General features: G+C 39.6%; 26 protein-coding genes and 1 pseudogene. 26 read left to right on the top strand and 1 reads right to left on the bottom strand.

Annotated features, from left to right (window positions below; all coding sequences use genetic code 11):
* The first annotated feature begins 120 nt into the window (after positions 1 to 120).
* The 12 genes from MKY16_RS22570 to hag all read left to right on the top strand — a co-directional run bounded on the left by MKY16_RS22570 (position 121) and on the right by hag (position 11,051).
* On the top strand, positions 121 to 2,238 hold the full coding sequence (locus MKY16_RS22570) for a DEAD/DEAH box helicase (RefSeq protein WP_340957092.1): 2,118 nt from the start codon (positions 121 to 123) through the stop codon (positions 2,236 to 2,238).
* Between the two features lie 87 nt (positions 2,239 to 2,325).
* Positions 2,326 to 3,153 carry a ComF family protein gene (locus MKY16_RS22565; RefSeq protein ID WP_241113434.1) on the top strand — a complete coding sequence of 276 codons (828 nt, stop codon included), beginning with the start codon at positions 2,326 to 2,328 and terminating at the stop codon, positions 3,151 to 3,153.
* Between the two features lie 383 nt (positions 3,154 to 3,536).
* Positions 3,537 to 3,986, top strand: coding sequence for a LysM peptidoglycan-binding domain-containing protein (locus MKY16_RS22560; protein ID WP_340957088.1), 450 nt, complete (start codon positions 3,537 to 3,539; stop codon positions 3,984 to 3,986).
* A 747-nt stretch (positions 3,987 to 4,733) separates the two neighbouring features.
* Complete coding sequence (locus tag MKY16_RS22555) at positions 4,734 to 5,144, top strand: TIGR03826 family flagellar region protein (RefSeq protein ID WP_069009992.1); 411 nt, start codon at positions 4,734 to 4,736, stop codon at positions 5,142 to 5,144.
* 196 nt (positions 5,145 to 5,340) lie between these two features.
* The gene (gene flgM / locus MKY16_RS22550; protein WP_029514589.1) at positions 5,341 to 5,616 is read left to right on the top strand and encodes a flagellar biosynthesis anti-sigma factor FlgM; all 276 of its coding nucleotides are present in this window, start codon (positions 5,341 to 5,343) and stop codon (positions 5,614 to 5,616) included.
* A 10-nt stretch (positions 5,617 to 5,626) separates the two neighbouring features.
* Positions 5,627 to 6,127, top strand: coding sequence for a flagellar protein FlgN (locus tag MKY16_RS22545; RefSeq protein WP_029514588.1), 501 nt, complete (start codon positions 5,627 to 5,629; stop codon positions 6,125 to 6,127).
* An 18-nt stretch (positions 6,128 to 6,145) separates the two neighbouring features.
* Positions 6,146 to 7,714: a flagellar hook-associated protein FlgK gene (gene flgK, locus MKY16_RS22540; protein WP_340957086.1), complete on the top strand. Its 1,569-nt coding sequence runs from the start codon at positions 6,146 to 6,148 to the stop codon at positions 7,712 to 7,714.
* A 62-nt stretch (positions 7,715 to 7,776) separates the two neighbouring features.
* Complete coding sequence (flgL, locus tag MKY16_RS22535; protein WP_340957085.1) at positions 7,777 to 8,697, top strand: flagellar hook-associated protein FlgL; 921 nt, start codon at positions 7,777 to 7,779, stop codon at positions 8,695 to 8,697.
* Between the two features lie 17 nt (positions 8,698 to 8,714).
* The gene (locus tag MKY16_RS22530) at positions 8,715 to 9,284 is read left to right on the top strand and encodes a DUF6470 family protein (protein WP_340957084.1); all 570 of its coding nucleotides are present in this window, start codon (positions 8,715 to 8,717) and stop codon (positions 9,282 to 9,284) included.
* A 93-nt stretch (positions 9,285 to 9,377) separates the two neighbouring features.
* Entirely contained in the window at positions 9,378 to 9,830 is a 453-nt protein-coding gene (fliW, locus tag MKY16_RS22525) for a flagellar assembly protein FliW (protein ID WP_340957082.1), read from the top strand.
* 2 nt (positions 9,831 to 9,832) lie between these two features.
* Positions 9,833 to 10,072 carry a carbon storage regulator CsrA gene (csrA, locus tag MKY16_RS22520; RefSeq protein WP_340957080.1) on the top strand — a complete coding sequence of 80 codons (240 nt, stop codon included), beginning with the start codon at positions 9,833 to 9,835 and terminating at the stop codon, positions 10,070 to 10,072.
* A 151-nt stretch (positions 10,073 to 10,223) separates the two neighbouring features.
* Positions 10,224 to 11,051 (top strand): flagellin Hag, encoded by an 828-nt coding sequence (gene hag / locus MKY16_RS22515; RefSeq protein WP_340957078.1) that lies wholly within the window; start codon positions 10,224 to 10,226, stop codon positions 11,049 to 11,051.
* Positions 11,052 to 11,262: 211 nt separating this feature from the next.
* Here hag and MKY16_RS22510 read toward each other — a convergent pair.
* Positions 11,263 to 11,684, bottom strand: a pseudogene (locus MKY16_RS22510) (transposase); the annotation flags it as partial.
* A gap of 270 nt (positions 11,685 to 11,954) precedes the next feature.
* On the opposite strand from MKY16_RS22510, the gene MKY16_RS22505 reads away from it, so the two are divergent.
* The 14 genes from MKY16_RS22505 to MKY16_RS22440 all read left to right on the top strand — a co-directional run bounded on the left by MKY16_RS22505 (position 11,955) and on the right by MKY16_RS22440 (position 26,478).
* Complete coding sequence (locus MKY16_RS22505; RefSeq protein ID WP_340957075.1) at positions 11,955 to 13,844, top strand: glycosyltransferase; 1,890 nt, start codon at positions 11,955 to 11,957, stop codon at positions 13,842 to 13,844.
* Between the two features lie 32 nt (positions 13,845 to 13,876).
* Entirely contained in the window at positions 13,877 to 16,705 is a 2,829-nt protein-coding gene (locus tag MKY16_RS22500) for a glycosyltransferase (protein ID WP_340957074.1), read from the top strand.
* 54 nt (positions 16,706 to 16,759) lie between these two features.
* Positions 16,760 to 17,533 carry a glucose-1-phosphate cytidylyltransferase gene (gene rfbF / locus MKY16_RS22495; RefSeq protein ID WP_340957072.1) on the top strand — a complete coding sequence of 258 codons (774 nt, stop codon included), beginning with the start codon at positions 16,760 to 16,762 and terminating at the stop codon, positions 17,531 to 17,533.
* The gene (gene rfbG / locus MKY16_RS22490) at positions 17,533 to 18,603 is read left to right on the top strand and encodes a CDP-glucose 4,6-dehydratase (protein WP_340957619.1); all 1,071 of its coding nucleotides are present in this window, start codon (positions 17,533 to 17,535) and stop codon (positions 18,601 to 18,603) included. Before rfbF ends, rfbG begins: the two co-directional genes overlap by 1 nt.
* Positions 18,596 to 19,819 (top strand): class I SAM-dependent methyltransferase, encoded by a 1,224-nt coding sequence (locus MKY16_RS22485; RefSeq protein ID WP_340957070.1) that lies wholly within the window; start codon positions 18,596 to 18,598, stop codon positions 19,817 to 19,819. Before rfbG ends, MKY16_RS22485 begins: the two co-directional genes overlap by 8 nt.
* Positions 19,820 to 19,838: 19 nt before the next feature.
* Positions 19,839 to 20,573: a cephalosporin hydroxylase family protein gene (locus tag MKY16_RS22480; protein ID WP_340957068.1), complete on the top strand. Its 735-nt coding sequence runs from the start codon at positions 19,839 to 19,841 to the stop codon at positions 20,571 to 20,573.
* Between the two features lie 20 nt (positions 20,574 to 20,593).
* On the top strand, positions 20,594 to 21,127 hold the full coding sequence (gene rfbC / locus MKY16_RS22475; protein ID WP_340957065.1) for a dTDP-4-dehydrorhamnose 3,5-epimerase: 534 nt from the start codon (positions 20,594 to 20,596) through the stop codon (positions 21,125 to 21,127).
* Positions 21,124 to 22,044 (top strand): NAD-dependent epimerase/dehydratase family protein, encoded by a 921-nt coding sequence (locus MKY16_RS22470; RefSeq protein WP_340957062.1) that lies wholly within the window; start codon positions 21,124 to 21,126, stop codon positions 22,042 to 22,044. Before rfbC ends, MKY16_RS22470 begins: the two co-directional genes overlap by 4 nt.
* Positions 21,998 to 23,236, top strand: coding sequence for a class I SAM-dependent methyltransferase (locus MKY16_RS22465; RefSeq protein WP_340957061.1), 1,239 nt, complete (start codon positions 21,998 to 22,000; stop codon positions 23,234 to 23,236). The genes MKY16_RS22470 and MKY16_RS22465 overlap by 47 nt, the downstream gene beginning before the upstream one ends.
* A gap of 175 nt (positions 23,237 to 23,411) precedes the next feature.
* Positions 23,412 to 23,801 carry a flagellar protein FlaG gene (locus tag MKY16_RS22460; protein ID WP_340957059.1) on the top strand — a complete coding sequence of 130 codons (390 nt, stop codon included), beginning with the start codon at positions 23,412 to 23,414 and terminating at the stop codon, positions 23,799 to 23,801.
* A gap of 15 nt (positions 23,802 to 23,816) precedes the next feature.
* Complete coding sequence (fliD, locus tag MKY16_RS22455) at positions 23,817 to 25,277, top strand: flagellar filament capping protein FliD (RefSeq protein ID WP_340957057.1); 1,461 nt, start codon at positions 23,817 to 23,819, stop codon at positions 25,275 to 25,277.
* 19 nt (positions 25,278 to 25,296) lie between these two features.
* A complete protein-coding gene (gene fliS / locus MKY16_RS22450; protein WP_340957617.1) occupies positions 25,297 to 25,701 on the top strand; it encodes a flagellar export chaperone FliS in 405 nt (134 codons plus the stop codon).
* Entirely contained in the window at positions 25,694 to 26,029 is a 336-nt protein-coding gene (locus MKY16_RS22445) for a hypothetical protein (protein WP_134902729.1), read from the top strand. The genes fliS and MKY16_RS22445 overlap by 8 nt, the downstream gene beginning before the upstream one ends.
* A 251-nt stretch (positions 26,030 to 26,280) precedes the next feature.
* Positions 26,281 to 26,478: a cold shock domain-containing protein gene (locus tag MKY16_RS22440; RefSeq protein WP_013312263.1), complete on the top strand. Its 198-nt coding sequence runs from the start codon at positions 26,281 to 26,283 to the stop codon at positions 26,476 to 26,478.
* The last annotated feature ends 78 nt before the right edge of the window (positions 26,479 to 26,556 follow it).

Raw genomic sequence — 26,556 nt, 5'->3', positions numbered from 1 at the left:
TCGTTGAGATCTACTTGATGTGAAGCACACTTCAGGCTATTAGCCACAGAAGTGTGCTTTTTTGCTGTTCTCTGGGGTGATAAGAACCCAAAAAGTCATGAATGGGAGGAGAAGGGGAAGGTGAAAATTGCAGTATATGCAGTGAGGTATAAGGGGAATTGGAATCTCCGATTAACTGTGGATATTCGAGTAGATATGACATGGTGGATGAATCCAGATGAGGGGCAGGGGAATGTTGTCGAAAGGTGGGTGTTATTAGGAGATGAGCTCCCCTTGTCCTGGGGAACAAAGCTGTGTGAAACATTTAAGGAATTAGTAGGTATGGAGCGATGGGGGAAACGGCAGTGGTGGGCTTATATTATCGCACAGCTAAAAAGTGAACTGGCTCTTGAACCTTTTGACGGAGAACGAATTTTATCTGGAGGAGTAGAGAATATATGCATTTGGGATCATGTACAAGGTTGGACTTCTCGCACAGAAAGTGGGGATGAGAGACGAGAAACAAAGGGAGGTTTACGTTCTATTCAAAAAAGGGACCTCGTCACGGGAATGGATGGATTGGAGAGGGAGTGTTTAACACGACAAGCGAATGAGCTGGCTAATTTGTTGTCAGGACGCCAGTTACTCGTTCCAGAAGTCGAAGCGCTACTGGCAGAGGCAGCGCCAGGTTTGGAGCGTACTTGGCGATCCGCTGCACAACTTGCATATCTGCAAGGCCGACTCAGCTTTGCTACTGGCCTCGATCCAGCACCTCGCACGCGCTGGTCTGCCGCGCGTACGCATGAACTCCGCTGCAACCGTTGTGGCAGCGGGATAGTGCACCGCACGAGCTGCGCATCGTGCGGCCGTAAGGCGTGCGCCTACTGCGAGACATGTCTCTCACTTGGACGCAGCCGTGAATGCTCGCTGCTGCTGCGCGGTGCAGCGAAACCCGCGCTGCCGTGCACAGCAGGCATAGCCCCGGCGACGGAACTCGACCGCTGGGGGCTAAGCCCAGCGCAGCGTGCCGCCGCCGAAGCGGCGCTGCGCTTTTTAGCCACACCGCACGGCGGAGTGCGGGGACATTTTCGCCCGGAAGGCCGTGGGCTCCGGGCGTTGTTCCGGCGCGACTTTGTTGCGTGCCGGGGATCAGATGCTGCCACTTCGCAGGGCAGCAACCTTGCCCGTAGCAGACAGTCTTCGCCGAAACCTGGCGAAGGTGCGAGGCACAACGCTGCTGATCAGCAGGTGCCTGGTACTAAGGTAGAGCGTTTTTTGCTCTGGGCCGTAACGGGCGCAGGCAAGACGGAAATGATGTTTCCGCTATTGCAATATGTGCTAGACCACGGAGGAACGGCACTTGTGGCAACACCACGCCGTGACGTGGTACTGGAGTTAGCCCCTCGTTTGGCCATTGCTTTTCCCGATGTGAGCATGGTGACGCTCTATGGGGGAAGCGCAGAACGCTGGCAAAGGGGACAGCTGACACTGGCAACGACACATCAGCTATTGCGTTATCGTCAAGCTTTTGATTTGGTTGTGATTGATGAGATTGACGCGTTTCCTTATCACAATGATCCTATGCTTGCCTTTGCTGCACGAGCAGTATGTAAGCCGAAGGGGAAGTTTATCTATCTGTCAGCTACACCACCGCAATCCTTGCAGAAAGAGGCTGCACGAGGTCTGCTGCCACACGCCAAGGTTCCCGTTCGTTTTCATCGTCATCCTCTACCTGTCCCATTTCGTTTGGGGGCTGCTTCAGTGCAACAATGGCTGCAAAAAGGTCGGCTTCCCGCATCCTTTATTCAACGCCTACGCGTATCCATACAACGTGGGGCACAGGTTTTCCTGTTTGTGACACGAATCTCACATATTCAGGGACTTGTGAAGCTGCTGATTAAACTATTACCTGATGTACCTATTGCAGGCACCTCCTCACAGGATGAAGAAAGAACCGCTAAAGTGCGCTTATTTCGAGCTACTGAAATACGTGTTCTGGTTACAACGACTATTTTGGAGCGAGGGGTAACTGTTCCACGGAGTGATGTGTACGTATTAGACGCGGATAGTAGTCTTTTCGATGAAGCCTCTCTTGTCCAAATGGCTGGTCGCGCGGGCAGGTCCAAGGATGACCCATGTGGAGTTGTTATTTTTACATCCCCCCAATGGACACGAGGTCAAAAAAGAGCAATTAGACAGATTAAACGTATGAATGAACTGGCTCGGAAAAGAGGATACCTGAAGGAGGCGAAGCACTAAATGCATTAAATAAAAAAAAGTTTTTTTGGAAATGTGAAACCTGAAACAATGTCGGTACGTAAGCTACCAAGAAAGGTGCATTCTGATATGGGGATGATTCCAACAACCCGTCTATTTTTGAATTGGTTATTCCATCGCCAGTCCCAAACATGTATGGCTTGCGGCACTCTCACAGGTCGTTTTTCCGAATTCCCCGGGATTTGTACTTCTTGTTCACTTCAAATTCCTTGGGTTTACGATATTCGTTGTGTTTATTGTGGACGTCCAACGTCTTGCCCGGATTGCATAAGGCTTCACCGATTAGTACGTTACTATGTGTGCAATCGGAGTGCAACCAGCTATACACCAATGATGAGAGAATGGATTGGGCAGTTCAAATATCGCGGGAATGAAAAGTATGGTTCCCTGCTGGGTGAGATCATGAATCGAGCCTATCAGGCGATGAGGTATGAGTTTGCAGGTCTTAAACATTCTCGTTTCAAGCGATCTTTGTGGAGTGTGGATGTAGTGACCTGTGTTCCGGTAAGTGAGAAGAGGCTGTCAGAGCGAGGTTTCAATCAGGCTCGGATCTTGGCAGAAGAGATTGCTAAGCGGAATAAGCTCCCCTTCCTATCTTTACTTGCTCGTCCACAAGATACAGGCAAACAAAGCTTTAAATCAAAAAAGGAACGCATGAACACAATGAATAATGCGTTTTCTGTTCACCCCAATATGACAAATTTGCTGAAGTCTTTTATTTTAAAAGCTAAATCTCAATGTGTTACGGAAAATAAGCTTTCCGTTACCGTTTTGCTTGTTGATGATATTTATACAACGGGGAGCACATTGCAGGCGTGTGCACGTGTTTTGAGAGAAAAGGCATTAGAGCAAGGAATACATTTGACTATTTTTTGCCTGACCTTAGCAAGATCATAAGTCTAAATATCTGGTATTCCCCATAAATTTCGCTTGAAACTATGAAAAAAAGGTTATAATTCTCTTGAAAGAAGGGTTAAATGATAGAGCAAAAAGTCTTTTAAGCCGTACAATCAGCAGGATTTGACAACAAGCTAGAGAGAGGTATATAATAAAAAATATAGAGACAAACAAAAAGTAAGGAAGTGAGGGATGAAAACAGAATATTTCAATTTAGAGGTTGATTTTTTTGGAAAAGAGGAGTACAATTTCTATCTGTTGATAGCTAACATGATTGGTTATAAGTGATTAGCTAATGACTAAAGAGCGGACATTGGGAGTGTCTCGCTCAGTAGTAAAGCAGTTAATTAAAATTTAAAGTTAAAAAGAGGAGAGAATAAATCATGAAAAACGTAATGAAAAAAGTAACAGTATCTAGCATGTTGGCAGTTAGTTTAGGTGCAGTATCTTTGTTGAGTCCACTTGCAACAGGTCAAGTAATGGCAAAATCCGGCTCAGATTACAACAAGGATCAAATTGAAGAACAACTGATCATTCAACAACAAGAAGCAGCACAAAAAGCATTTGAAGCAAAACTTTTTGGAACTGAAACTACTGAAGATTCAGCAGCTACAACACCAGTTCAACCAGCTACTGAGAACAACAATCAAGCAACAACCACAAAACCAGCAACAACTAAAAAAACAATCTCTGTAAATGTTCAAGAAGGCGACACATTGGCTTCTATTGCTGAAAAATACGGTGTAACTGTTGAGGAATTGGTTAAAATTAACAACTTGGTTAAAGTAGGTCAAGAACTACAAGTACCGCAAACAAACACAAACACAAAATAATTATCATTATAAACGTATAATGAAGTATGTTTTTTAAACCAAGCGTTTGACTATAGTATACGGGAAGGCCTCTATTAAAACAATGCTTTTTTGAACAATTATTTGTGAAATAGCTTGTTTTTTTGGGTTGCAAATTTCCACTGGTGTATCTAGCTTGATTTCAGGTAGGTTATAAGTTGAGATGATGTTAGGTCCATGAGATTTATGAATACCCACACTCCATGTGCGGAGCATTCGTATGGGCGCCGTTCCCCCGGATTTACAGGGCTATCTTGATGTCATTCGGGGCACAGGTGAACATGAATTCTTCTGAGGATTGTTTCGCCCGGTTTTTCCCTCATCTTGATAATTAATTTCTACATTTACTCATATTCATATAGCTATTTTAATTTTATAATGAAGCGCTATTCCCGAAAACAACTGGAATGGCGCTTATTTTATTTTCTATCTAAAGTACGGAGCAATGTTTGACGATAAATAGACACAGACACTAGACTGAGTTATTAGCTTTCATGGGCTTTCTTTATTTTTATGTCATTGCATATTGATGCATATAGATGTAGAGAAACTTTTGCTGATGGGTCATTCTCTCTTATACTTTTAATATGATAACTTATAAGATGTGCAATTGTGTAAAATCTGAAAATCTCCTTTTGAAATATTTGCTAGACGAGGCTCTTCATTATAAGGTAATGTAAGGATAAAAGTATTTTAAAGATCGGAAATTGGAAAGGGGCGCTACAGAGGATGAATTTGGATAACTGTCCTCGATGTGGAAAGCTGTTTATTATGAACGTCAGGGGAATCTGCCAGAACTGTATTAAAGAAATTGAAATTGAATACGAACGCTGTGTCAAACATATACGTGAGAATAAGGGCATTCATATGCATGAGCTTTCGGAGGCTACTGAGGTATCCGTAAAGCAAATCACGACATTTATACGCGAGGGACGTATTTCCATTGCTAATGCACCCAATATGACGTATCCTTGCGAGGTATGTGGGATACCGATTCGTGCAGGACATATGTGCGATTCTTGTCGAACACGTCTGACTAAAGACCTGCATCAGGCTGTACGCGAAAGTAGTAATCAGGATCAAAGTAATAATATGGGCTCAGGTACCTACAGCGCGATTGATAAACTTCGTGGAAAGTAGTACAGGGGAATTAAAAACACATTCAGCTATTCAAAAAGTTTCAAATACCGCCGATAATCTTTATAGAGCTTATCGGTTTTTTTATTTTTAGCAACCATGCACAAAATAAAGAAGTGAGGCATAATACGAACCATGCTCGACGCTATGTCGTCTGATACATTCTGACCATATCAAATAACTAAGGAAGGTGGAAGTTATGAAAATTAACGAGACCAACCGCATCGGAGCTATTAATCCATATCAGCGAAATATTGAAACAGGACGTCAAGAGGAGCTTAAGAAGTCCCGCCGCAAGGACGAGGTTTCGATTTCTCCGGAAGCGATGGAAATGCTGAACCGCAGCAGTGATGCAGATCGTGTTAAGAAAATTCAGGAGCTTAAGCAACAAGTAGCTTCGGGAACCTATCGTGTAGATGCCGATAAAATTGCAGATAAGCTGTTACCTTACTTCAAGCAGTCTTCCGAAAGCTAGGTGAAGGAATATGCCTTTAGAGCGTTTGATTGATGTGCTGGAGCAGCTAGATCAAAAGCATCTTATCTTATTAGAATTAGCTAAAAGTAAGAAAAAAATTGTTATGGAAAATGATATGGATAGCCTGGTTCAGCATTTGAATCAGGAATCCAGACTCCTTAAACAGGTGGAACAGCTAGAGGAAGCTCGTATGGAGTTTTCGTTTGAGCTTCTTCGTGAACGTGGTATTAAGTCTCAGCTTAACTTGACTATAACCGAGCTGGCACGCCTTGTTTTTGATCCTGAAGATAAGAACAAACTCCTCAGTGTCCAGAGCCGCTTATCCCACACTCTCTCAGAATTAAAGGAAATTAATGCAATCAATCAAAAGCTCATCGAGCAATCGTTGGTGTTTATTGATTACTCGTTAGATCTACTTGTAGGTCGTCCTAATCAGGAGATGACTTATATGCATCCAGATCAGAAAAGTAATCAACCTGCACGACCTGGATTGTTCGACACTAAGGCTTGATCCGAGGAGGAAAATAGAGTGCCATCCACATTTCATTCCATAGAAACAGCTAAAAGAAGCCTTTTTACACAAACGGCAGCTTTAAATACAACAGGACACAATATAGCTAATGCCAACACAGAAGGCTATACACGGCAAACGGTTAAGATGAGAGCTTCTATACCTATGGAGGCATATGGTATTAACCGTTCTAATGTGCCTGGTCAGTTGGGAACAGGTGTTGAATTTGATGCTATTGAACGCATTCGTGAGAAGTTCTTGGACAGTCAGTACCGCGGAGAAAATACTGAGCTGGGTAGTTGGACAATTAGAAGTAACACACTTGATAAGCTACAACAGATTATGAATGAGCCGTCTGATACAGGGATTCGCAAGGTTTTGGATAACTTTTATAAATCTTGGTCTGATTTAAGTAAAGACCCAGAAAGTGTAACCGCACGAACTATTGTTAAAGAAAATGCGCTTGCGTTGACTGATGCAATGAATCATATGAGTAAACAGTTAAGCAATCTATCTGCGGATTTAACCTCAAATGTGGAGGCTAAGTCTAGCGAGCTACAAAGTTATGTGAACTCCATAGCGGACCTGAATCAATCAATTACTAAAATTGAAGGCTTGGGAGATAACGCTAATGATCTACGTGACCAGCGTGATTTGATCGTCGATAAAATTTCGAAGATCGTTAATGTAACGGTAACTGATACTGATCAAGGCTACAACGTTAATATGGGTGGTCAAGCATTAGTAACTGGGTTTGCACCGACTACTGGTATTAACGGCGCTTTTTTACAAGCTGCTTTTGCTTCCAATGATTTGCAAGGAGGCGAAATACATGGAATGATCATTTCCAGAGATCAATTTGTAGCAGATTATACTGCACAAATGGATAACCTTGCTAATACATTGGCCAACGGTGATATTTCTGTAACGCTACCTAAAGGCTCAGTATTGCCAGAAGGTACTGTCCTGAATGGAGTGACTTACACAGGGACCAGCCGAACACTTCAATCGGATTTAACAGTTACAGTTAAAGGTCTTAATGGTTTGCATCAATTGGGTTATACCCAAGAAGATAAAGATGCTAACGGTAATATGGTTGCAGGTAAACCTTTTTTTGTAGCTTCAGATAATGGCGGGACGATAACGGCAGGCAACATTACGTTAAATACTGCTATAGTAGATAATCCTAACGCCATTGCAGCATCCCTTCGTGTAACAGGCACTGCTCCTACTGAGGAATTGGTTAAAGGCAATAATACATTGGCATCCCTCATGTCCAATTTGAAATTAAATAATTTCACTTCTGTTTCTACAGGGAACAAGGCTACTATTGATAGCTTTTTCAGTTCTATGATTGGTCAGTTGGGTATAGAGGCTCAAGAGGCAACAAGACAGACACAAAACTCAACAGCCCTCGTATCTCAGGTTGAAACTATGCGCCAGTCTGTGAGTGGTGTTTCACTGGATGAAGAAATGTCCAATATGATTAAGTTTCAGCATGCCTACAGCGCCGCTGCTCGGTTTATGACCACATTCGATCAATTATTGGATAAATTAATTAACTCCACAGGTGTAGTGGGAAGATAAGGATGATTAAATATCTTGTGTTTTTATATACAGGTGGTATTTAGTTACGGAGGGGTGTAATTATGCGAGTTACTAACAATATGCTGAGCTCACAGCTTCTGCTGAATTTGAATCGAAATTCTGAGCGTATGAATAATACGCAAAACCAGATGGCGACTGGACGTAAACTGAACAAGCCCTCTGATGATCCTGTAGGGATTACGTATTCCTTAAGGTACCGATCTGAATTGTCTTCAAATGAACAATACCAGCGGAATGTGGACAGCGCAGTGTCTTGGCTTGATTTTAATGATACGGTCATGGATCAGGCAGGCCAAATCATGCAAAGAGTACGTGAACTTACAGTACAGGCCTCTACGGGAACTAATCCACAATCTGCGCTGGACAGCATCAATAAAGAAATTGGTCAGCTTAAGGAACAAATGATTGATGTTGTGAACAGCCAATTGAATGGAAAATATATATTCAATGGTCAGACCTATGACAAGAAGCCTTATGATCTCCCTTTGAATGCTGATAATACGCATGATACGTCTGGAGCAGCATCAATTGCTACGGATACAGGAAATGTTAACTTTATAGTGGGTGAAAATGTAGCTTTGCCCATTAACGTTACAGGTAATGAAGTCGTAGGGATAAGCACGGATGCCGATAATTTATTTACTATTTTTAATCAGCTATCTGCAGCTTTGGCAACTGGTGATATTAAAGCGAGTGGGGATCAATTAGCTAATATTGATTCACGTGTGGAGAAAATGCTGAAAGTCCGGTCGGAAATGGGAGCTAAATCCAACCGTGTGGAGCTAATGCAAAGCCGTTTGAGCGATCTGAAAGTAAACTTAACGGATTTGCAATCAAAAACGGAAGATGCGGATTACGCTGAGCTTTTAATGAATTCCAAGATCCAAGAGAATATTTACAATGCTTCTTTGTCAGCTGGAGCTAAAATAATATCCGCATCATTAGTTGATTTCTTAAGATAGTCTAAGGAGGGGGAGAAATGGCCATCATTCCGACGCTTCAGATCCGGCAAACTCCGGCTATCCTGCATATTGATGCAGACCCAGGGCAGTATTCGATTCGACAGCCCTCGGCAGATATGGAATTAACGACACGACGTGCTCAACTGGAAATTCACCAGTATAAGCCACAGCTGACCATAGATCAAAGTGCAGCCTTCTCTGCCTATAACGGTGGCAATTACCTTGAGATGAATAATCGAATTTATTCTGGGATGCCACAGATATTTTTACAAGCTCTTGCGCATAAAGTGGAGCAAGGCAACCGAATGGCGGATATTCACATTCCTGGGAATACTGTAGCTAATGTTTTTGGAGAGGATACTGAAACGCATGTGCTTCCCGAATTTAGGGGTCCAGCGTCTATGGATAATGTCGATATTCGTGTTGAAACGCGGGCATCTGATATTACATATACACCTGCTGTATCGGAAATGCATATTACCGTTAATCGTCCAGAGATTGAGTATACCCGGGGAAAACTGGAGATTTATATGCAGCAGTATTCATCGGTGGCCTATATTCCACCTGAAATTGATATTGCGATGTAAAATAGGTAAGGTTATAGAGGTTATTCAAGCCGTCTATAGCCTTTTTTTTTATAATAAAATGTATATATCTGATTAAACATTGGAGGAATAGCAGTGATTATATCCACATCTATTTGGGGTGACATTGAAGTTAATGAAAAAGAAGTATATCGTTTTGAAAAAGGAATTCCGGGATTTGAGGAGACGACTGAATTTGTGTTGCTTGATCAGGATGAGGCACCCTTTTACTATCTCCAGTCCCTTCAGCAGAAAGAACTATCTTTTGTCTTAGTGGACCCTTTTATTTTTTATCCTGAATATGAGTTCGAACTACCTCATAGTGAAACGGAAGAACTGGAGATTGAATCTAATTTAGTCGTTCGCAGCATATTAACATTACATGAGCAGGTAGAAAACTCAACGATCAATCTATTGGCACCTTTGGTATTCAATCCCTATAATAGGCAAGCCAAGCAGGTTGTTTTGCACCATTCTTCGTATCAGACCAAGCATTCACTGCAACCTATTAAGGAAGACGAAACCATCCGTTCAAAGGAAGGTGAATAATCATGCTGGTACTTTCGCGTAAGAAAGGCGAGTCTATTATCATTCAGGATCACATTGAGGTCACGGTGCTCGGAGTAGAGGGGGACACCGTCCGTATAGGGATCTCAGCGCCCAAACAAATGGATATTTTTCGCAAGGAGATCTATTTATCCATTCAAGAGTCCAATCGTGAATCTGCTGCCCATACGCAGTCAAATTTGGATGCTTTGCGTAAGATGATAAATAAAAATAGCGAAAAATAAAAAAAATCCTCAAATGCTATTAAAAGATCGACGAGAATGTCGATATATATAGTACAAGCTATTGCGGAGGGGCGGCCGACTTCAACGGATAGCTGTAACAACAATAAACCACATGGATGTGGGACATTTACCTTCAGGGAGGAATTTTAAAATGATTATCAATCACAATATTGCTGCAATGAACACTCACCGTCAACTGGCTGTCAACACAGGCAACACTAACAAAGCTATCGAGAAACTCTCTTCCGGTCTGCGTATCAACCGTGCTGGTGACGATGCTGCTGGTTTGGCAATTTCCGAAAAAATGCGCGGTCAAATCCGCGGTTTGGATATGGCTTCCAAAAATGCTCAAGATGGTATCTCCTTGATCCAAACAGCTGAGGGTGCATTGAACGAAACTCACAGCATCCTTCAACGTATGCGTGAATTGTCTGTTCAATCCGCTAACGATACTAACACTACTATAGACCGGGGCGCTCTTCAAAAAGAAGTTGATGAACTCTCCAAAGAGATCACAAGAATCTCCAGCACTACTGAGTTCAATACTAAGAAATTGTTGGATGGTTCTGCTACTGGTGTAGTATTCCACATTGGTGCTAACACAGGTCAAAACATTAGCTTGTCCATTGGTTCTATGGATGCCAGTACTCTGGGTGTTGCACAATCTGCTACAAGCGGTATCGATATCTCTACTCAAACTGCAGCCGACGCAGCTATCTCCACAATCAACGCTGCAATCGAAACAGTTTCTGGTGAGCGTGCTAAACTGGGTGCGAACCAAAACCGTCTGGAGCACACAATCAACAACCTGAATACTTCTTCCGAAAACCTGTCTGCAGCTGAATCCCGTATTCGCGACGTAGATATGGCAAAAGAAATGATGAACCAAACGAAGAACAACATTCTTGCACAAGCTGCTCAAGCTATGTTGGCTCAGGCTAACCAACAGCCTCAAGGTGTTCTGCAATTACTTCGTTAATTTTTACTGGTGTCAAAAAGTAATCCCGATTATGGGATTACTCAGATTGTCGAGAAACCCTGTCTTTTTGAGACGTGGGTTTCTTTTTTTACAGCATAATGGTCTGATATCTGGGAAAAGCGCGGTGTTACTACCCCTGTTTTTCCAGGCGATTCAGGTGGGGCGCTATCTTTTTCATTTCTGCACGGCTGCTGTTATGAGGACCTTTTTCCTGATGTTCAGAAGCCCGCGCAAACGGCTGCCTCGAATCTTCCAGCAAGACGCGCCCGCTCACCACTCGGTGAGAGATCGCCAGCAGGACAATTTCATCGAAGATATCTTGAAAGATCGTGGTATCTTTAAAGCGGGTGCGACAATTCCAACTTATGGTGGTGTGGTCTGGAACAAGCCTAGCCCCAAGAACCAGGATAGGCCAGATTCATCTGAATGTCCCGCTCAAGCTGCCGTTCTAGCGAATGCCGTAGAAATAACCGAGGAAGTTCTTTTAAAAAACACCGTAGGATCAATGGCAGAGCACCCGTTGTCCGCACAATACAAGGGGCTTACCTTCTTATGGATAAAGGAGAAATCAATATACCTATCAACTTTGCGAAGTAAATGATCTTGCGGTACCAGTTCTTCCAGAGAAACCAATTCAAAGGGTTGTTATTTGTTTCGATTAGATCGTAATATACCAACACTGTCCGTTCTGTAGAATAGTTACCTTTATTATACAACATTAACGCGGAGTCGTATTACATAATTCAACATAAAATAGGCTGTCTACTTTCTCGACAGCCTGAGGAGTCCCAATTATGGGATTCCTTTTTTTGTTAGCAAAAACTCCTTTTTCAAAGCTAATCAATACTTAAGGTACAGCCGATAAAAGTTGTATAAGGCACTTACTACAAAAGGAGTTTTACCATGAACAAAACTATTTCTTTGTGCATGATCGTCAAAAATGAAGAGAAAGTATTAGATAGATGTTTAAGTAGTGTTGTAAACAAAGTCGATGAAATCATTATATTAGATACTGGCTCAACAGATTCAACGATGGAAATGGCAAGGAAATATACAGAGAAAGTATATTCCTATCAGTGGGACGATGATTTCGCAGCAGCCCGTAATCATTCATTAGAATATGCTGAATCTGATTATATTCTTGTTCTGGATGCAGATGAGTACTTGGAGTCGGATGCGGACTTAAAAAAAGTTGTCGAGTCAGGTAAGGATTATTACTTAACAAGAATCAGAAATTTGCTATCTTTTGGTTGGGCGCATACACATACTGCAATTCGATTGTTTGTAAATAAACCACAGTTAAAATATAAAAATCGTCTACACGAGCATCTAGATACTATGAACGAGAATTATGAGTATTCAACTGAAATGGCGGAGTTTGTTATTCTCCATACTGGTTATATGAATGAAACTGTGGCGGAAAAAGATAAGCTATCCAGAAATCTGCCTATTATGTTAAAAGAAGTCGCTGAAAATCCAAATGGCTACAATTTGTTTAACACAGGAAACGTATACTACTCCCTGGGTAACTATAAAAAGGCGATAGAGTTCTATCAAAGATCATACCCACTCAGTAAAAATAAATCTTATACTCCAGAACTTTTAACTAAAATAGCAACATGCCTGAGTTATTTAGGCAACTATGAGGAAGGTTTGAGAGTTTTAGAAGATGCAGTTGAGATATTCCCAAATACAGTGGACTTGCGTTATGCACAAGGTAAAATTTATTTCGAAGCTGGTTATTTTAAAGATGCAGAACTCGCATTTCGTAAATGCTTAATCATGGGTGACAAGGGGATAACAGTTACAGAGGGAGCAGGGGGGTATGGGGCTCACTATTATTTGTCCCTGCTGTATTACAAAAAAGGTGAAATGGCAAAGAGTTACGATGAGATCATACAAGTGATTCAACATAAGAAGCTTTTTGTCCCAGGACTAAATCATTATTTTGATGTCATACTGAAAAGTAATATTCCTTTCAACGATGTGAAATTTAATATAAATGATATATACAATGTATCGAATGTTGAAGAGTTACGATGGCTTATGGAATCTATGTACTCATTACGTCACCCCCTACTTAATGAGTATCTAATTACTTATAATTTGACTGTTGAAGATAAAATCAAAGCGGTTGCCCTCCTCTTTGATAAAAAATATGAGGAGTCTAAACAATACTGGGGTAAAGTTCCTCTTGATCAAGAAAATGCATTGGACGTGGTTCTTCTTGCAATTATCCTTCAGGACGAAGGATTGTATAATTCTGCTCAAATGATCTTAAATTTAAGTGTTAATGAAAGAAAAATGTTCAAGAGTATACTTTTTGGTGGAGGTCTAACCAAACTGTCAATGACTACTAATTTGGAGGAGATGATACTAAAGGTAATCTCTCATCTGATAGTTTTACAGGAGTTTGAGATATTTGAGAGTATTTCCTTGGTGTTAATAACAAGCGAAAGTGACAGAATAAAACAAAAATTAGGTGAGGTTTTGACATCTTACGGTTTTCATGAGGTGGCAATTGATATTCTTGTGAAGTGTTTTGAAAAGAAACCTAATAGTTCTTCTTTAGTTAGTCTGCTAGGAGATATTTGCTTGAAATCGGGTTATTTGCAAGATGCCCAACTACTTTATAACAAGTTGCTGGAGATAAAGCCTGATTACTCATCATATGAAAGGTGCTATGACCTGTATGAAGTCAGTGAGAATGTACAGGGTATGCGTGTGATAAAGGAAGAGATAAAGCGTAAATTCCCTCTAGCTACTTGGGTCAAGGGGTTTTCAATGGTATAAGGCAAGTATTAAGATCCGATGGAGATGAATTTATGTCGAATAATAAAGAGATGGAGCAACAAAAAAAAATATTTAAAGAGAATATAGAATTATTAATAAACAACGGAGAAATCGAACAATCAAAAGATCTTATACGTCAATTTGAAACCCTCGCCCCTTATGATGCTGATATATGGAGCATGAAAGCCATTATTCTATTTATAGAGGGGAAATATGACGAAGCGGAGGATTTACTATGGAAGGGTGTAGATTTAGATAATAAAAACAAAGATATTTTATACAACCTAGGTTATCTTTACGAGGTTAGGGGGGAGTTTCGTACAGCAATTAATCTTTATTGGATGGTCATGAAAATAACTGATGATTTCCAACAGATTAGTAGTATAAAAAGTACCATAAAGAAGTTGAAAATGATGGATGACACAACGGAAAAGAAATTCATCGTTTTAGGCTCTCAAGAGTGGAGTGAGGTTATGAACAGGCCCCAGTTGATTGCTCAATCCCTATCGAGATTAGCATTTCAAGTGGAGTATATTCAACCGCTTATTGATGTCTCTATAGAGAGACCAACCTTGGAAACCAGTGAAATGATGAAATACAGTCAACATAATATGCGTCGATTGGGTTTTTTGAATGTTCATATTCCTATTTCCGTCTATCATAATGGCGGATTTCTCTCAGATAACTATCTGGATATGATTCAAGGTTTAATTGATCTATCCGATGAGGAAATAGTAATTATTTGTTGTTTGCCAGCACACGCAGCAGTTTTAAATAAACTTACGGGCAGCTTCAAAATTATTTATGATTGTCCTGATGAAGAAGAGTTGGAAACTCTATATATAAAGGAAAAGAATAATATTGAAGATCATGCGGTTCTCTTGGAGAAATCCAATATTATAACGACCAACGATGCTGGATCATACTTGGTTAATAGACTTGGGATTTATAAAAATGTTTATTTAATTGAAAATGGCGACAACTCTGAGAACGATCGTGAAAATAATATATTCTCAGGTAAATCCCTTAGTCTGAATTCATGGAGTTCTAAAAGTAAAGAGTTATTGTTGATGATTAATGGGCGTGCAGATAACCTTGAAATTGGAATAATTCGAGAGAGATATGAAGGGCTATTGAAGAATAAGCTAAACCCTACCCTATCATCTTTATACGCGCTTACATTTGCTGGGACAGAGACAGACAAGTTTTACGGATTAGCCAAACGTGCTTACGATGAACTGCAGACGGCTTCTACTCTCAAAAACTATATTTTTGCTTCAGTAGAAGCAAATCGCATTAATGAATGTGCAGAAACGATTATAAATGATTCTAAACTTACAGAAATTGATAAAGTAGAAATAGAGTTTTTGATCCGGAATGATCGGGGTAACCTTCTTAAGAGCAGGCTACTTCATATTGCAAAGTGGTTTAGGGAACTTAGAAATATGATAAGTGAGTTGGAAAAAGGGGACTTATTCGAGTATAACTATATTCTCGGTAATTACTATTATGAGAATGGGTACTACAATCAATCTATTTTGATATACGATAAACTTTTGAATCATAATAACAATATTTTAAACAGCAGTCCGACACTTTATCATAATATGGCGAACTCCTTAATAGAAGAAGGACGAATTATAGAGAGTAGAAAGTACGCCAAAAAGGTTACAATGTTCCGAGAACATCTAAAATTTAGTATTGTTATTCCAACCAGAAATAATCACATGACTTTAGAATATACCCTCAAAACCTGTCTTGATCAGGAATTTGACAATTATGAAATCGTGGTAAGCGACAACAGTAGTAATGACTCAACTTGTAATTTGGTTGCCAGTATCAATAATGATAAAATTAAATATTTTCGGACCGAACAAGAGTTAGCAATGACAGAAAATTTTAATTTTGCTATCTCAAAGGCAAAAGGAGAGTACATTATTGTACTGGGTTCAGATGATGGTTTACTACTTCATGCACTTAGTACCTTAGATATTCTTTTAGACACCCTGGATACGAAAATATTGAAGTGGGACTACGTCTTCTATGGCTGGCCTGATGTAAAACTTGATGGTGTTGAAAATTATTTTAATATTCCTAAGACTATAACAGGAAGCATTAATCGAACGGTAATTAAGAGCAAAGATATAATTAACAATGTTGTGGATTTTAATATCCCGTATAATTCCTTACCTATGCTGTACTGCAACGCGGTGGTTCATCGCGATTTGATTGATAAACTGAAAACAATCACGGGGACAGTATTTGCAGGAACTATTCCAGATGTCTATTCAGGATTCGCTTTGGCATGTATACAGGAGCATTTCATTGCAATAGACGTCCCTATGAGCATAGGAGGCGCTTCTGGTAAAAGTAATGGAATTGCAGCGCTACATGGGAATAAAGATAAAGAATCCGAGGATATTCAGAAGGATTTTAATAAGCTAAACAATAAACTGGGAACTAGCCGCTTTAAAATTGTGCCTGATATACCTAACGTATTAGCTCCTATTGCTGAATCCTTTCTAAACGTAAAACAGTTATTAGGGGACTTTAGTGCAGATTATAATTTGAATAGACAAAAGATGATACAAATTTGTGTTGAAAGTCTTGATGTTACCGATGAGGATTTTCAAAAATATCTACAAATCATTTACTCCAGCTTAGAAGATGATCAGGAACTTAAAGAATGGTTCGTAAAGAATTATATTGAGAAATCTGGTTTTGGAATATCGGGTAAAACGCCAAGGAAGTTTCAAAAAGGGTTCACATACAATGGAGGGCTAAACTTAGACCTGAGTGATTTTAATGTTACGGATGTATACGGGGCGGCAAATATATTTAGGAAGATTACCGGCTGGTAAACATTGTCCTGCAAATCAATTTTATTTTCTCAACAAGATAGGATGTGGACTAGGATGAAGGCGGTTATTCTAGCAGGAGGATATGGAACCAGAATCAGTGAGGAGACTCATTTGAAGCCAAAACCTATGATTGAGATTGGCGGCCACCCGATCCTTTGGCATATTATGAAAATCTATTCCTATTACGGAATCAATGATTTTGTCATTTGTCTTGGCTACAAAGGATATCTGATTAAGGAGTATTTCGCCAATTACTATTTGCACATGTCTGATGTCACTTTTGACATGAGAGGTAACAACATGGAGATTCACAATAATAATAGTGACCCATGGAGAGTAACATTAATAGATACCGGACTTGAAACAATGACGGGTGGACGCCTTAAAAGGATACAAAAATATATAGGGAATGAAACCTTTTGTTTTACTTACGGAGATGGGGTCTCTAATGTCAATATTACTGAACTTATTAATTTCCACCGTAGATCAGGAACACAAGCTACTCTAACCGGTGTACAACCCCCAGGACGATTTGGAGCATTAGATATACTGCAAAATAGAATAACTAGTTTCGAGGAAAAACCACAAGGTGACGGAAGCTGGATAAATGGAGGATACTTTGTCTTGGAACCAGAAGTATTCAGTCTGATTAAGGATGATAGCGTGATTTGGGAGGCAGGACCGTTAGAGGAACTCGCCCAAGGTAATCAGTTATCGGCATTTAAACATCATGGTTTCTGGCAACCTATGGATACATTAAGAGACAAGGTAAAGCTTGAGGAGATGTGGGAAAAGAAAGAAGCTCCGTGGAAAGTGTGGGATTCGTAATGCCATTTTGGAAGGGTAAAAAAGTTTTGATAACCGGGCATACTGGATTTAAAGGAAGTTGGATTTCGATCTGGTTGCAAAAACTGGGGGCAGAAGTAATGGGATTCTCAATGGAACCCCCGACTTCTCCCAATCTATTTAGTCAGGCTGAAGTAGGAAGTGGCATGCAAACAACATACGGAGATATTCGGGATTTTAACCAATTGAAGCAACTTATATGTTCGTTTGAACCGGAAATTATTTTTCATATGGCGGCTCAGTCTCTAGTGCGAAAATCGTATCTCGATCCTTTGGAGACATTCTCAACCAATATTATAGGAACTGCCAATTTGTTTGAGGCTGCTCGCTCAGTAGACAGTCTCCGAGTTATCATTAACGTTACGAGCGATAAATGCTATGACAATAAAGAGTGGATATGGGGTTATAGGGAGAACGAACCACTCGGTGGCAGTGATCCCTATAGTGCAAGTAAAGGTTGTGCGGAATTAATTACAACCTCGTATCGAAGCTCCTTTTTTAGCGACGGACCTTCGGTGGCTAGCGTACGTGCTGGTAATGTAATAGGGGGAGGAGATTGGGCAGAAGACCGTTTGGTGCCTGATATCATCCGCTCAATTGTAAGTAATAAAATAATCTTTATCCGGAATCCGCATTCAGTTAGACCCTGGCAACATGTTTTAGAACCGCTGTACGGGTACTTACTATTGGCAGAAAGAATGTGGTTTGATGGTAAAGAGTATGGTGATTCATGGAACATCGGTCCTGGGGACCAAGAAGCTGTATCAGTAGAAACATTGCTTCGATTGTTTGAAAATGCATGGGGTGAATCTTTAAATATCCAATATGATGATAAAGGTAACCATCCACATGAAGCCAATTATCTAAGATTGGACTGCTCAAAAGCAAAGTTGAAGCTAGGATGGTCTTCTCTCTTATCTGTTGATACAAGCATAGATTGGGTTGTGGATTGGACTCGAGCTTACATTCAAGGTGAGGATATGCGTCGAGTAACATTAAATCAAATATCGTATTTTGAAGAGATCATAAAGGAGCATAGCCATCATGAATAGCTGTCGTTTTTGTGGTGAAGAACTCAACACTGTTTTTTTGGATCTGGGAGTTTCTCCAATGGCAAATTCGTATGTTAAATCAACAGATCAAATGGAGCATGTTTACCCGCTGAGAACGTATGTTTGTGAACACTGTTTTTTGGTTCAAGTGCACGAATTTGAAACCCCTGAACATATATTCAGTGATTATGCCTATTTTAGTAGTTTCTCAGATAGCTGGCTAAGTCACTGCCAAGATTATGTTGAAAATATAATAGATAGATTTCATTATACTAGTGATACAAAAGTAATCGAAATTGCTAGCAACGATGGCTATTTACTTCAATATTTTAAAGAAAAAGGAATTTCTGTTCTTGGAATTGAACCAGCCGTGAATGTTGCAAAAGTTGCTATTGAAAAGGGCATCGAAACTTCAATGAATTTTTTCGGAAAATCTATAGCTGAGTCTTTGAGGCAGGAAGGTAAGATGGCAGATTTACTTCTTGGGAATAACGTACTTGCGCATGTCCCTGACTTAAATGATTTTGTTGCCGGAATGAAAATTTTACTAAAGTCCAACGGTACTATTACGATGGAGTTCCCTCATTTGCTTCAGCTCATAGAGAATAATCAATTCGATACGATATATCATGAACACTATTCTTATTTTTCTTTTACTACGGTCCTAAAACTGTTCGCTAACCATGAACTTTCGATCTATGATGTTGAGCACTTAGAGACTCATGGTGGTTCTATTCGAATTTATGCAAGTCATGTAGAGAACAAAGAAACTTCTATACAATCATCTGTACATGAATTACTTGAAAAAGAATTGCAGTTTGGGATTACTGATATTGAGATGTATAAAAAGTTCCAATTAAGAGTGGTCCAATTAAAAAGGAAGATCACAAATTTCCTTATTCAATTAAAAACCAATGAAAAGGTTGTTGTTGGGTATGGTGCTCCGGCTAAAGGCAACACCTTAATAAATTATTGTGGCATTGATTGTGATTATTTGGATTATACAGTAGATCGAAGTCCTTACAAGCAGGGGACTTTTCTTCCGGGTTCTAGAATTCCTGTTAGTTCTCCTGAGCTACTTAAATTAACAAAGCCTGACTATGTATTTATTCTCCCATGGAATTTGAAGGACGAAATCATGAAGCAAACATCCTTCATTCGTGAATGGGGAGGTAAATGGATTGTACCAATACCTGAGATAAACGTTGTTGAATAAATAAAAGGGATGTGTGGATATGGATAGAGGAAATTTTGAGTTGGAAAAGAGAGAAAATGTTAAACGGCAAGCAGCAGATACAAATTTGAAAAGAACGGCACATGATTTTATTCTCCAACAAGCCCAATATAACTATACTTACAATTTTACATGGTTGGGGATGCCGATCATTCAATTTCCTCAGGACATCATCGCCCTGCAAGAAATGATTTGGAGTGTGAAGCCTGATGTAATTATTGAAACAGGTATAGCACGTGGGGGATCAATTATTTTTCATTCCTCATTACAAAAGTTAATTGGCAACGATGGCATAGTGATAGGTATAGATATTGATATAAGACCTCATAATCGCGATGCAATAGAGAATCACCCATTTTCGGATAATGTTTTTCTGATTGAAGGCGATTCAACTAGTGTTGAAGTCATCAAGGAAGTCCATGAGGTCATCTCAGAACGCAAATCTGTCCTTGTCATATTGGATTCTAATCATACCCATGAGCATGTTTTGAGAGAGCTAGAGGTGTATTCTCCTTTTGTTACAAAAGAGAGCTATCTGGTTGTATTAGATACCATTGTAGAGGATATGCCAGATCATTTTTTTGGAAACCGCCCTTGGAAAAAAGGAAATAGTCCCAAAAGTGCAGTTAGACAATTTTTACAAGAGAATAAGCGTTTTACTGTAGATGCGAGTATAGAAAATAAACTTTTAATTACAGTTGCTCCTGGCGGTTATTTGAAATGTATATCTGACTAATAAACAGGGGGAATGCAAGGATGAGGTTTATAGAAACGGAGTTATCGGGGGCTTTTTTAATAGAACCGGAGCTTTTAATTGATTCGAGGGGACACTTTGCTAGAACATGGTGTCAAGAAGAGTTTAAATCACACGGTTTGGAATGTGAATTTGTCCAAGCTAATGTTTCTTATAATCGCCGAAAAGGGACACTGCGAGGATTGCATTATCAAGCATCTCCATATGAAGAAATAAAATTGGTCCGTTGCACAAAGGGATCTATATATGATGTCATCGTTGATTTAAGATCAGATTCCCCCACGTTTAAACAGTGGTTCGGCATAGAACTATCCGAGAAGAATTACAAGATGCTCTACATTCCAAAAGGTCTGGCGCATGGATTCCAAACTTTGTCTGATGATACCGAGGTTTTTTACCAAATGGGTCAAGTTTACAATGAAGAATACGCAAGAGGTGTAAGGTGGAATGATTCGGAGCTTGATATAACCTGGCCTCAAATAGATGAGAGAATTATATCAAAAAAGGATTTAGGATATGGAAGTATTAATAAATGAGTCGGATAATTGTAACTGGTGCTAATGGTTTTATAGGGAGTCATGTTATAGATGAACTGGAGCTAAGAGGGTGGGAGATATATGCAATTACCTCAAATGTTAACAATAAAATTAACACATCGAAAATTACTTGGTTGGAAGCAAATTTACTCGATAATGACCAGCTTGAGGAAATATTCTCTTTAGTCAATTTCCCTACACACCTACTGCATTTAGCATGGGATACTACACCAGGTCAATACTGGAATTCTTCTGCAAACCTTAAATGGGTAAAGGCGAGTCTGTCTCTATTTGATATGTTCCGTTCTGTTGGCGGAAAAAGAATTGTAGCAGCAGGCTCCTGTGCGGAGTACGACTTGAGTTATGGAGTATGCAAAGAGTATGATACCCCCTTAGATTATAATACTGTATATGGATCAACTAAAAATTCATTAAATCATATGTTGATGTCATATTCAAAACATTACGAAATCTCAAGTTCATGGGCCCGGATTTTTTATGTGTATGGTCCTCGTGAACATAAGCTACGATTAGTTCCTTCTATAATCTCAGCTATGTTAGGGGGATTGAAAGCAAATTGCTCTCACGGACAGCAAATTCGTGATTATTTGTATGTTAAAGATGTAGCACGAGCGGTGGTGAAGCTCTTAGACAGTGAAGTAAGTGGCCCTGTTAACATTGGTTCAGGCGCGCCAATACGCCTATCGGAGATTATCTATAAAATTGCTGATATTATTGGTCATAAGGAATTAGTCCATCTAGGAGCTATCCCAACTTCAGTGGATGAACCTAAAATTGTTTTAGCGGATATAACGAAGCTGAAAGGAAGTACGGATTGGAATCCTTTATTTACTTTAGAAGAAGGATTACATGAAACTGTCCAGTGGTGGCAATTTAATCTTAATGGGGGCAAGTAAGGTGGATAATATTAGCTGTCCAATATGTAAATCAACAAATATAGCAGCAGTTTTAACTCGTAAAAACATCCCTGTATATCAAAATTTGTTGATTAATACCTCGGAAGATGCGAAACAGATTCCAAAAGGCGATTTAGAGATCGTCAGGTGTATAGATTGTGGTTTTGTTTATAATTGCATCTTTGATGCAAACAAAGTTATTTATAATAGTGCTTATGAGAATACACAGTCATACTCTTCTTATTTTGATGATTATTTAAATGATCTAGTGAATACGCTTGTTACTAAAAAAGGCGTATGTAACATGAATATAGTAGAAATTGGTTGCGGAAAAGGTTTTTTTCTAAAAAAATTAGTTGAGGCCGGCGATAATTATGGATATGGATTTGATCCAAGCTACATTGGACCTGAGGTGGACCTCAATGGCAGATTAAGATTCGAGAAGAGACTATACGATGAAGAGAGTGTTCACATTAATGCAGATGCTATTCTGTGTCGGCATGTTATTGAACATATTCCTAATCCTTTAATATTGCTCAAGTCCTTAAGAAAGACACTAGTACATTCTCCAAATGCTAGGGTATTTTTTGAGACGCCATGTGTTGACTGGATTTTTAATAATAAGATAATGTTTGATTTTTTTTACGAGCATTGTTCTTATTTTAATAAATATTCGATTTCTAAAGTATTTGAATTGGCTGGATTTGATGTATTAAGTATAGAACATATTTTTAATGGTCAATACATGTGGGTAGAAGCTAGGCCAGTAGAAGGCGCGAGAAACGCACAAAATACAAATTACTCAGAATGTAGTGACACAAGCAGCATTGATTTTACCCAAAACGAAGTCGAGTGGAAACGAAGAGCGCTGAAGCAGTTTTCTGAATATTCTAAATTAGGAAAAACTGCTGTTTGGGGGGCGGGGGCTAAGGGCGTAACATTGTTAAATTTAATTGATCCTGAGTTAAAATTTATTGACTGTGTAATAGATGTCAATCCAAATAAAGTAGGTAATTATTTGCCTGGAACAGGGCATGAGATAGTTGGGATAGAAAGCTTAAGCAATAAGGGACTGTCAACAATTATAGTAACGAATTCGAATTATCTTGATGAGATTATAAAGGTAGTTAAACAAAAAGAACTTAAAATCAAACTTGTCGATATTGAGAATTGGTATACTCAGCAGGTATGACATTTTTTTAGTTTTAAAGAGCGGGGACTACTAAGAGATTGTCATATATATCCTGAATCCAGGAAGTGAATTCATAAAAATGATTTCTCTGTATGAATGGATATCCTATTCAATCTTCAATCTTCAACCTCACTAACCGATAAATATAATAAATAATTCCATCGGGGGATGAACGATGAATCTACAGTTTTCACTTTCTACCAATGCGGCAAGTTCCACGTCGAGTACGAGAAGTCAACTAAGTGATTCAGATGTTACTCAAAGCAGCATGCTTCTGCGGGCAGCAAAAACCGGGATTGATTTAAGTAGGCTTGAACAGCAAGGAGTTAGCATTTCGCTTGGGGACGAACAGCTTATTAAGGCGATAGATCGAGCCGTTAAGGCTCTCCAGGGCCCTACAACAACTTTGGAAATGAGTGTACACGAAAAGACGCATCAGATTTTGGTTAAAGTTCTCAATAAGGATACAGGTGAATTGATACGTGAAATTCCTCCTGAAAAAACACTTGATCTTGTTGCGAAAATGATGGAAATAGCAGGGATCCTAGTAGACGAAAAAGCTTAAGGAGGTAATTATATAATGCGTATTAACGGATTTTCGGGGATGGATATTGACAGTATGGTCACAAATTTAATGACTGCCAAAAAAGCACCATTAAACAAGTTGAATCAACAGAAACAAATCTTGGAATGGACACGGGACAGCTATAGAGAGTTAAACAGCAAAATTGTTGATTTCAGAACTAAGCTTTCGGAGTTTAAGTTATCACCAGCGATGAATACACAACAGGCGGTTGTATCGGGAAATACGACCGCAATCAAAGCAGACGCAAGTGCTAATGCGAGCGGTGCGGCGATGGCTGTACAAGTTACAAGTCTCGCGCAAAAGTCGAATATGACAAGTGGAAGTAAGTTATCGACTAGCTCTAGTGCAGATGCTACGCTAACAACAAAAATTGGAGATCTATCCACCAGTACAGGTGCTGCAGATTATACAGTCACCATTAATGGGAAATCTTTAACCTTTTCTAGCGACAAAACTATAGCTAATGTTATTAATACAATTAGTACGGATGCCGATATGAAGGTTAATGCGAGTTTTGATGAAGTATCCGGTAAATTTTCCATCACATCAAAAGATTATGGAACGAATCTTACAGATGGTTCAGGTACTTTGAAAACATTATTGGGCATGGGTACAATACAAAACGCTACAGCAGGAACAGTCAAAATTAGTACGGACGGTGGTTCAAGTTTTAAGGAATTTACCACTAATAACAATTCTCTTACTGTTAATGGTGTCACGCTCACCCTTTTATCAACGAACACATCTACAGATCTTGCGAATATTCAAACTCAAACAGATCCAGCTAAAGCGCTAGATACGATCAAAAATTTCGTTCAAAATTACAATGACTTACTCAATACCTTTGGCTCGAAAGTTAAAGAGGAAAAATACCGCGATTATCAGCCACTTACAGATGAACAAAAGAAAGACATGAAAGAGAATGATATTACACTTTGGGAACAAAAGGCTAAAAGTGGCCTTCTCAAAAACGATAATATCCTGTCCTCTGCAGTCTCCTCGATGCGTTCAGTGATTACAGGAAGTCTCGGTGATCTAAGCGCAATAGGCATTACAACTGGACAATACTATGAAAATGGAAAAATATATATCAACGAGGAGAAGCTTAAAGTTGCTTTACAGAGCGACCCTCAAAAAGTCATGAATATTTTTCAGGGTAGTGCAGATGGCGCAACTCCAGGAATATACAGTAAAATCAGTGACGAAATGAACGGAACATTGGACTTACTAGCTAAGAAAGCAGGTACATCCAAGTTTAGTTCTGATGTAAATAGTATATTTAAAACAGAAAGTATTATGGGCAAGCAGCTTGCGGATTACAATAAACGAATTTCTGACATGAAAAGCCGACTTAGTGATATGGAAACACGCTATTACAAACAATTCTCAGCCATGGAAGAAGCTATGAATAAATACCAATCCCAGTCGTCCAGTCTGACAAGTTTTTTACAATAGAAAGTAAAGGGTGAGTGGATTGATTACATCTCCTTATGAAAAATATCGGCAGTCTTCGGTTCAAACCTCTACTCCTTCTCAACTTGTAGTTATGTTATATGATGGAGCCATTCGCTTTGTTAAGGCGGGACTGGTTGCTTTAGACTCTAAAGACTATCAAAAGGTTAACCTAAACCTTGGTAAAGCACAGACCATCATTAGTGAGCTTATGTCGACGTTGGATCACTCCTACGATATTTCGAAAAGCTTGTTTGCTCTCTACGAATACATGAATTATCTTTTAATTCAAGCCAACATAAAAAAAAGTGCAGATCCAGCCAATGAAGCTCTAGGATATCTCACCGAATTACGCGAAACCTGGGTACAGGCAAGTAAGTTGACGGCTGGCGCTGCGGATACACCGATAGGATCCAACCATGGATGAGCTTATCGGCCAACTGGAGAACCTTACTGCTGATTTAATGAATCGACTGAATATAACATCTTATGAAGAGATGGTGAGATTTGTTGAAAGTCGTCAGTTGCTAGTGAATGAACTAGAGGACATTCTTAAGCTAAGTGCTGCCGACGCAGGGCAGACTGATCGTATAAGAAATCTTATAGGTAATGACACTGCCATCATAAGCAGAATGAATTTCTTAAAAGCAGAAGCAGCCGACTGGCTTCAACAGCGTAACATGGCCAAAGTTCAGCGCAACGTCTACGAAACTGCCTATTCTCCTGATGCCATTTTGATGGATCGCCGAAAATAAAAATATTTTCCCTAACCCGCTTCACCTGTTTCAGCATACAGGGAAGCGGGTTATTACTATATTATAACCTCTATACAATCATTAAGAATTCATTGTAACGATATTCAACTGTATTAGCAGGAGGATATTGATGGCAAATAAATGTATGAAAACATTATCAATTCCAATTGACAATGGATAACTTTGGGTGGTATAGTCGGAAATGTGGGCGAGAGCTTCACTTCATTTGATGACGAAGGGAATGTTAGTGCATGCAAGGTAAAGTAAAATGGTTTAACGCAGAAAAAGGTTATGGTTTCATTGAAACATCTGACGGCGGCGACGTATTTGTACATTTTTCCGCAATTCAAACAGAAGGCTTCAAAACACTTGAAGAAGGACAAGACGTGGAGTTCGACATTGTTGAAGGCGCACGTGGACCACAAGCCGCTAACGTAACCAAATTATAATCATCCCCGGCATAGCCGACCTACATAATTGGTAAGATGGTTAGCAATGGATAACGCGCTAGCACTGCCCTGGAATTT

The sequence above is a fragment of the Paenibacillus sp. FSL L8-0641 genome, assembly GCF_038006265.1.
Taxonomy (GTDB): Bacteria; Bacillota; Bacilli; order Paenibacillales; family Paenibacillaceae; genus Paenibacillus; species Paenibacillus polymyxa_D.
The sequence above is the reverse complement of the archived record's forward strand: the minus strand, read 5'-3'. Positions and strand labels throughout refer to the sequence as shown.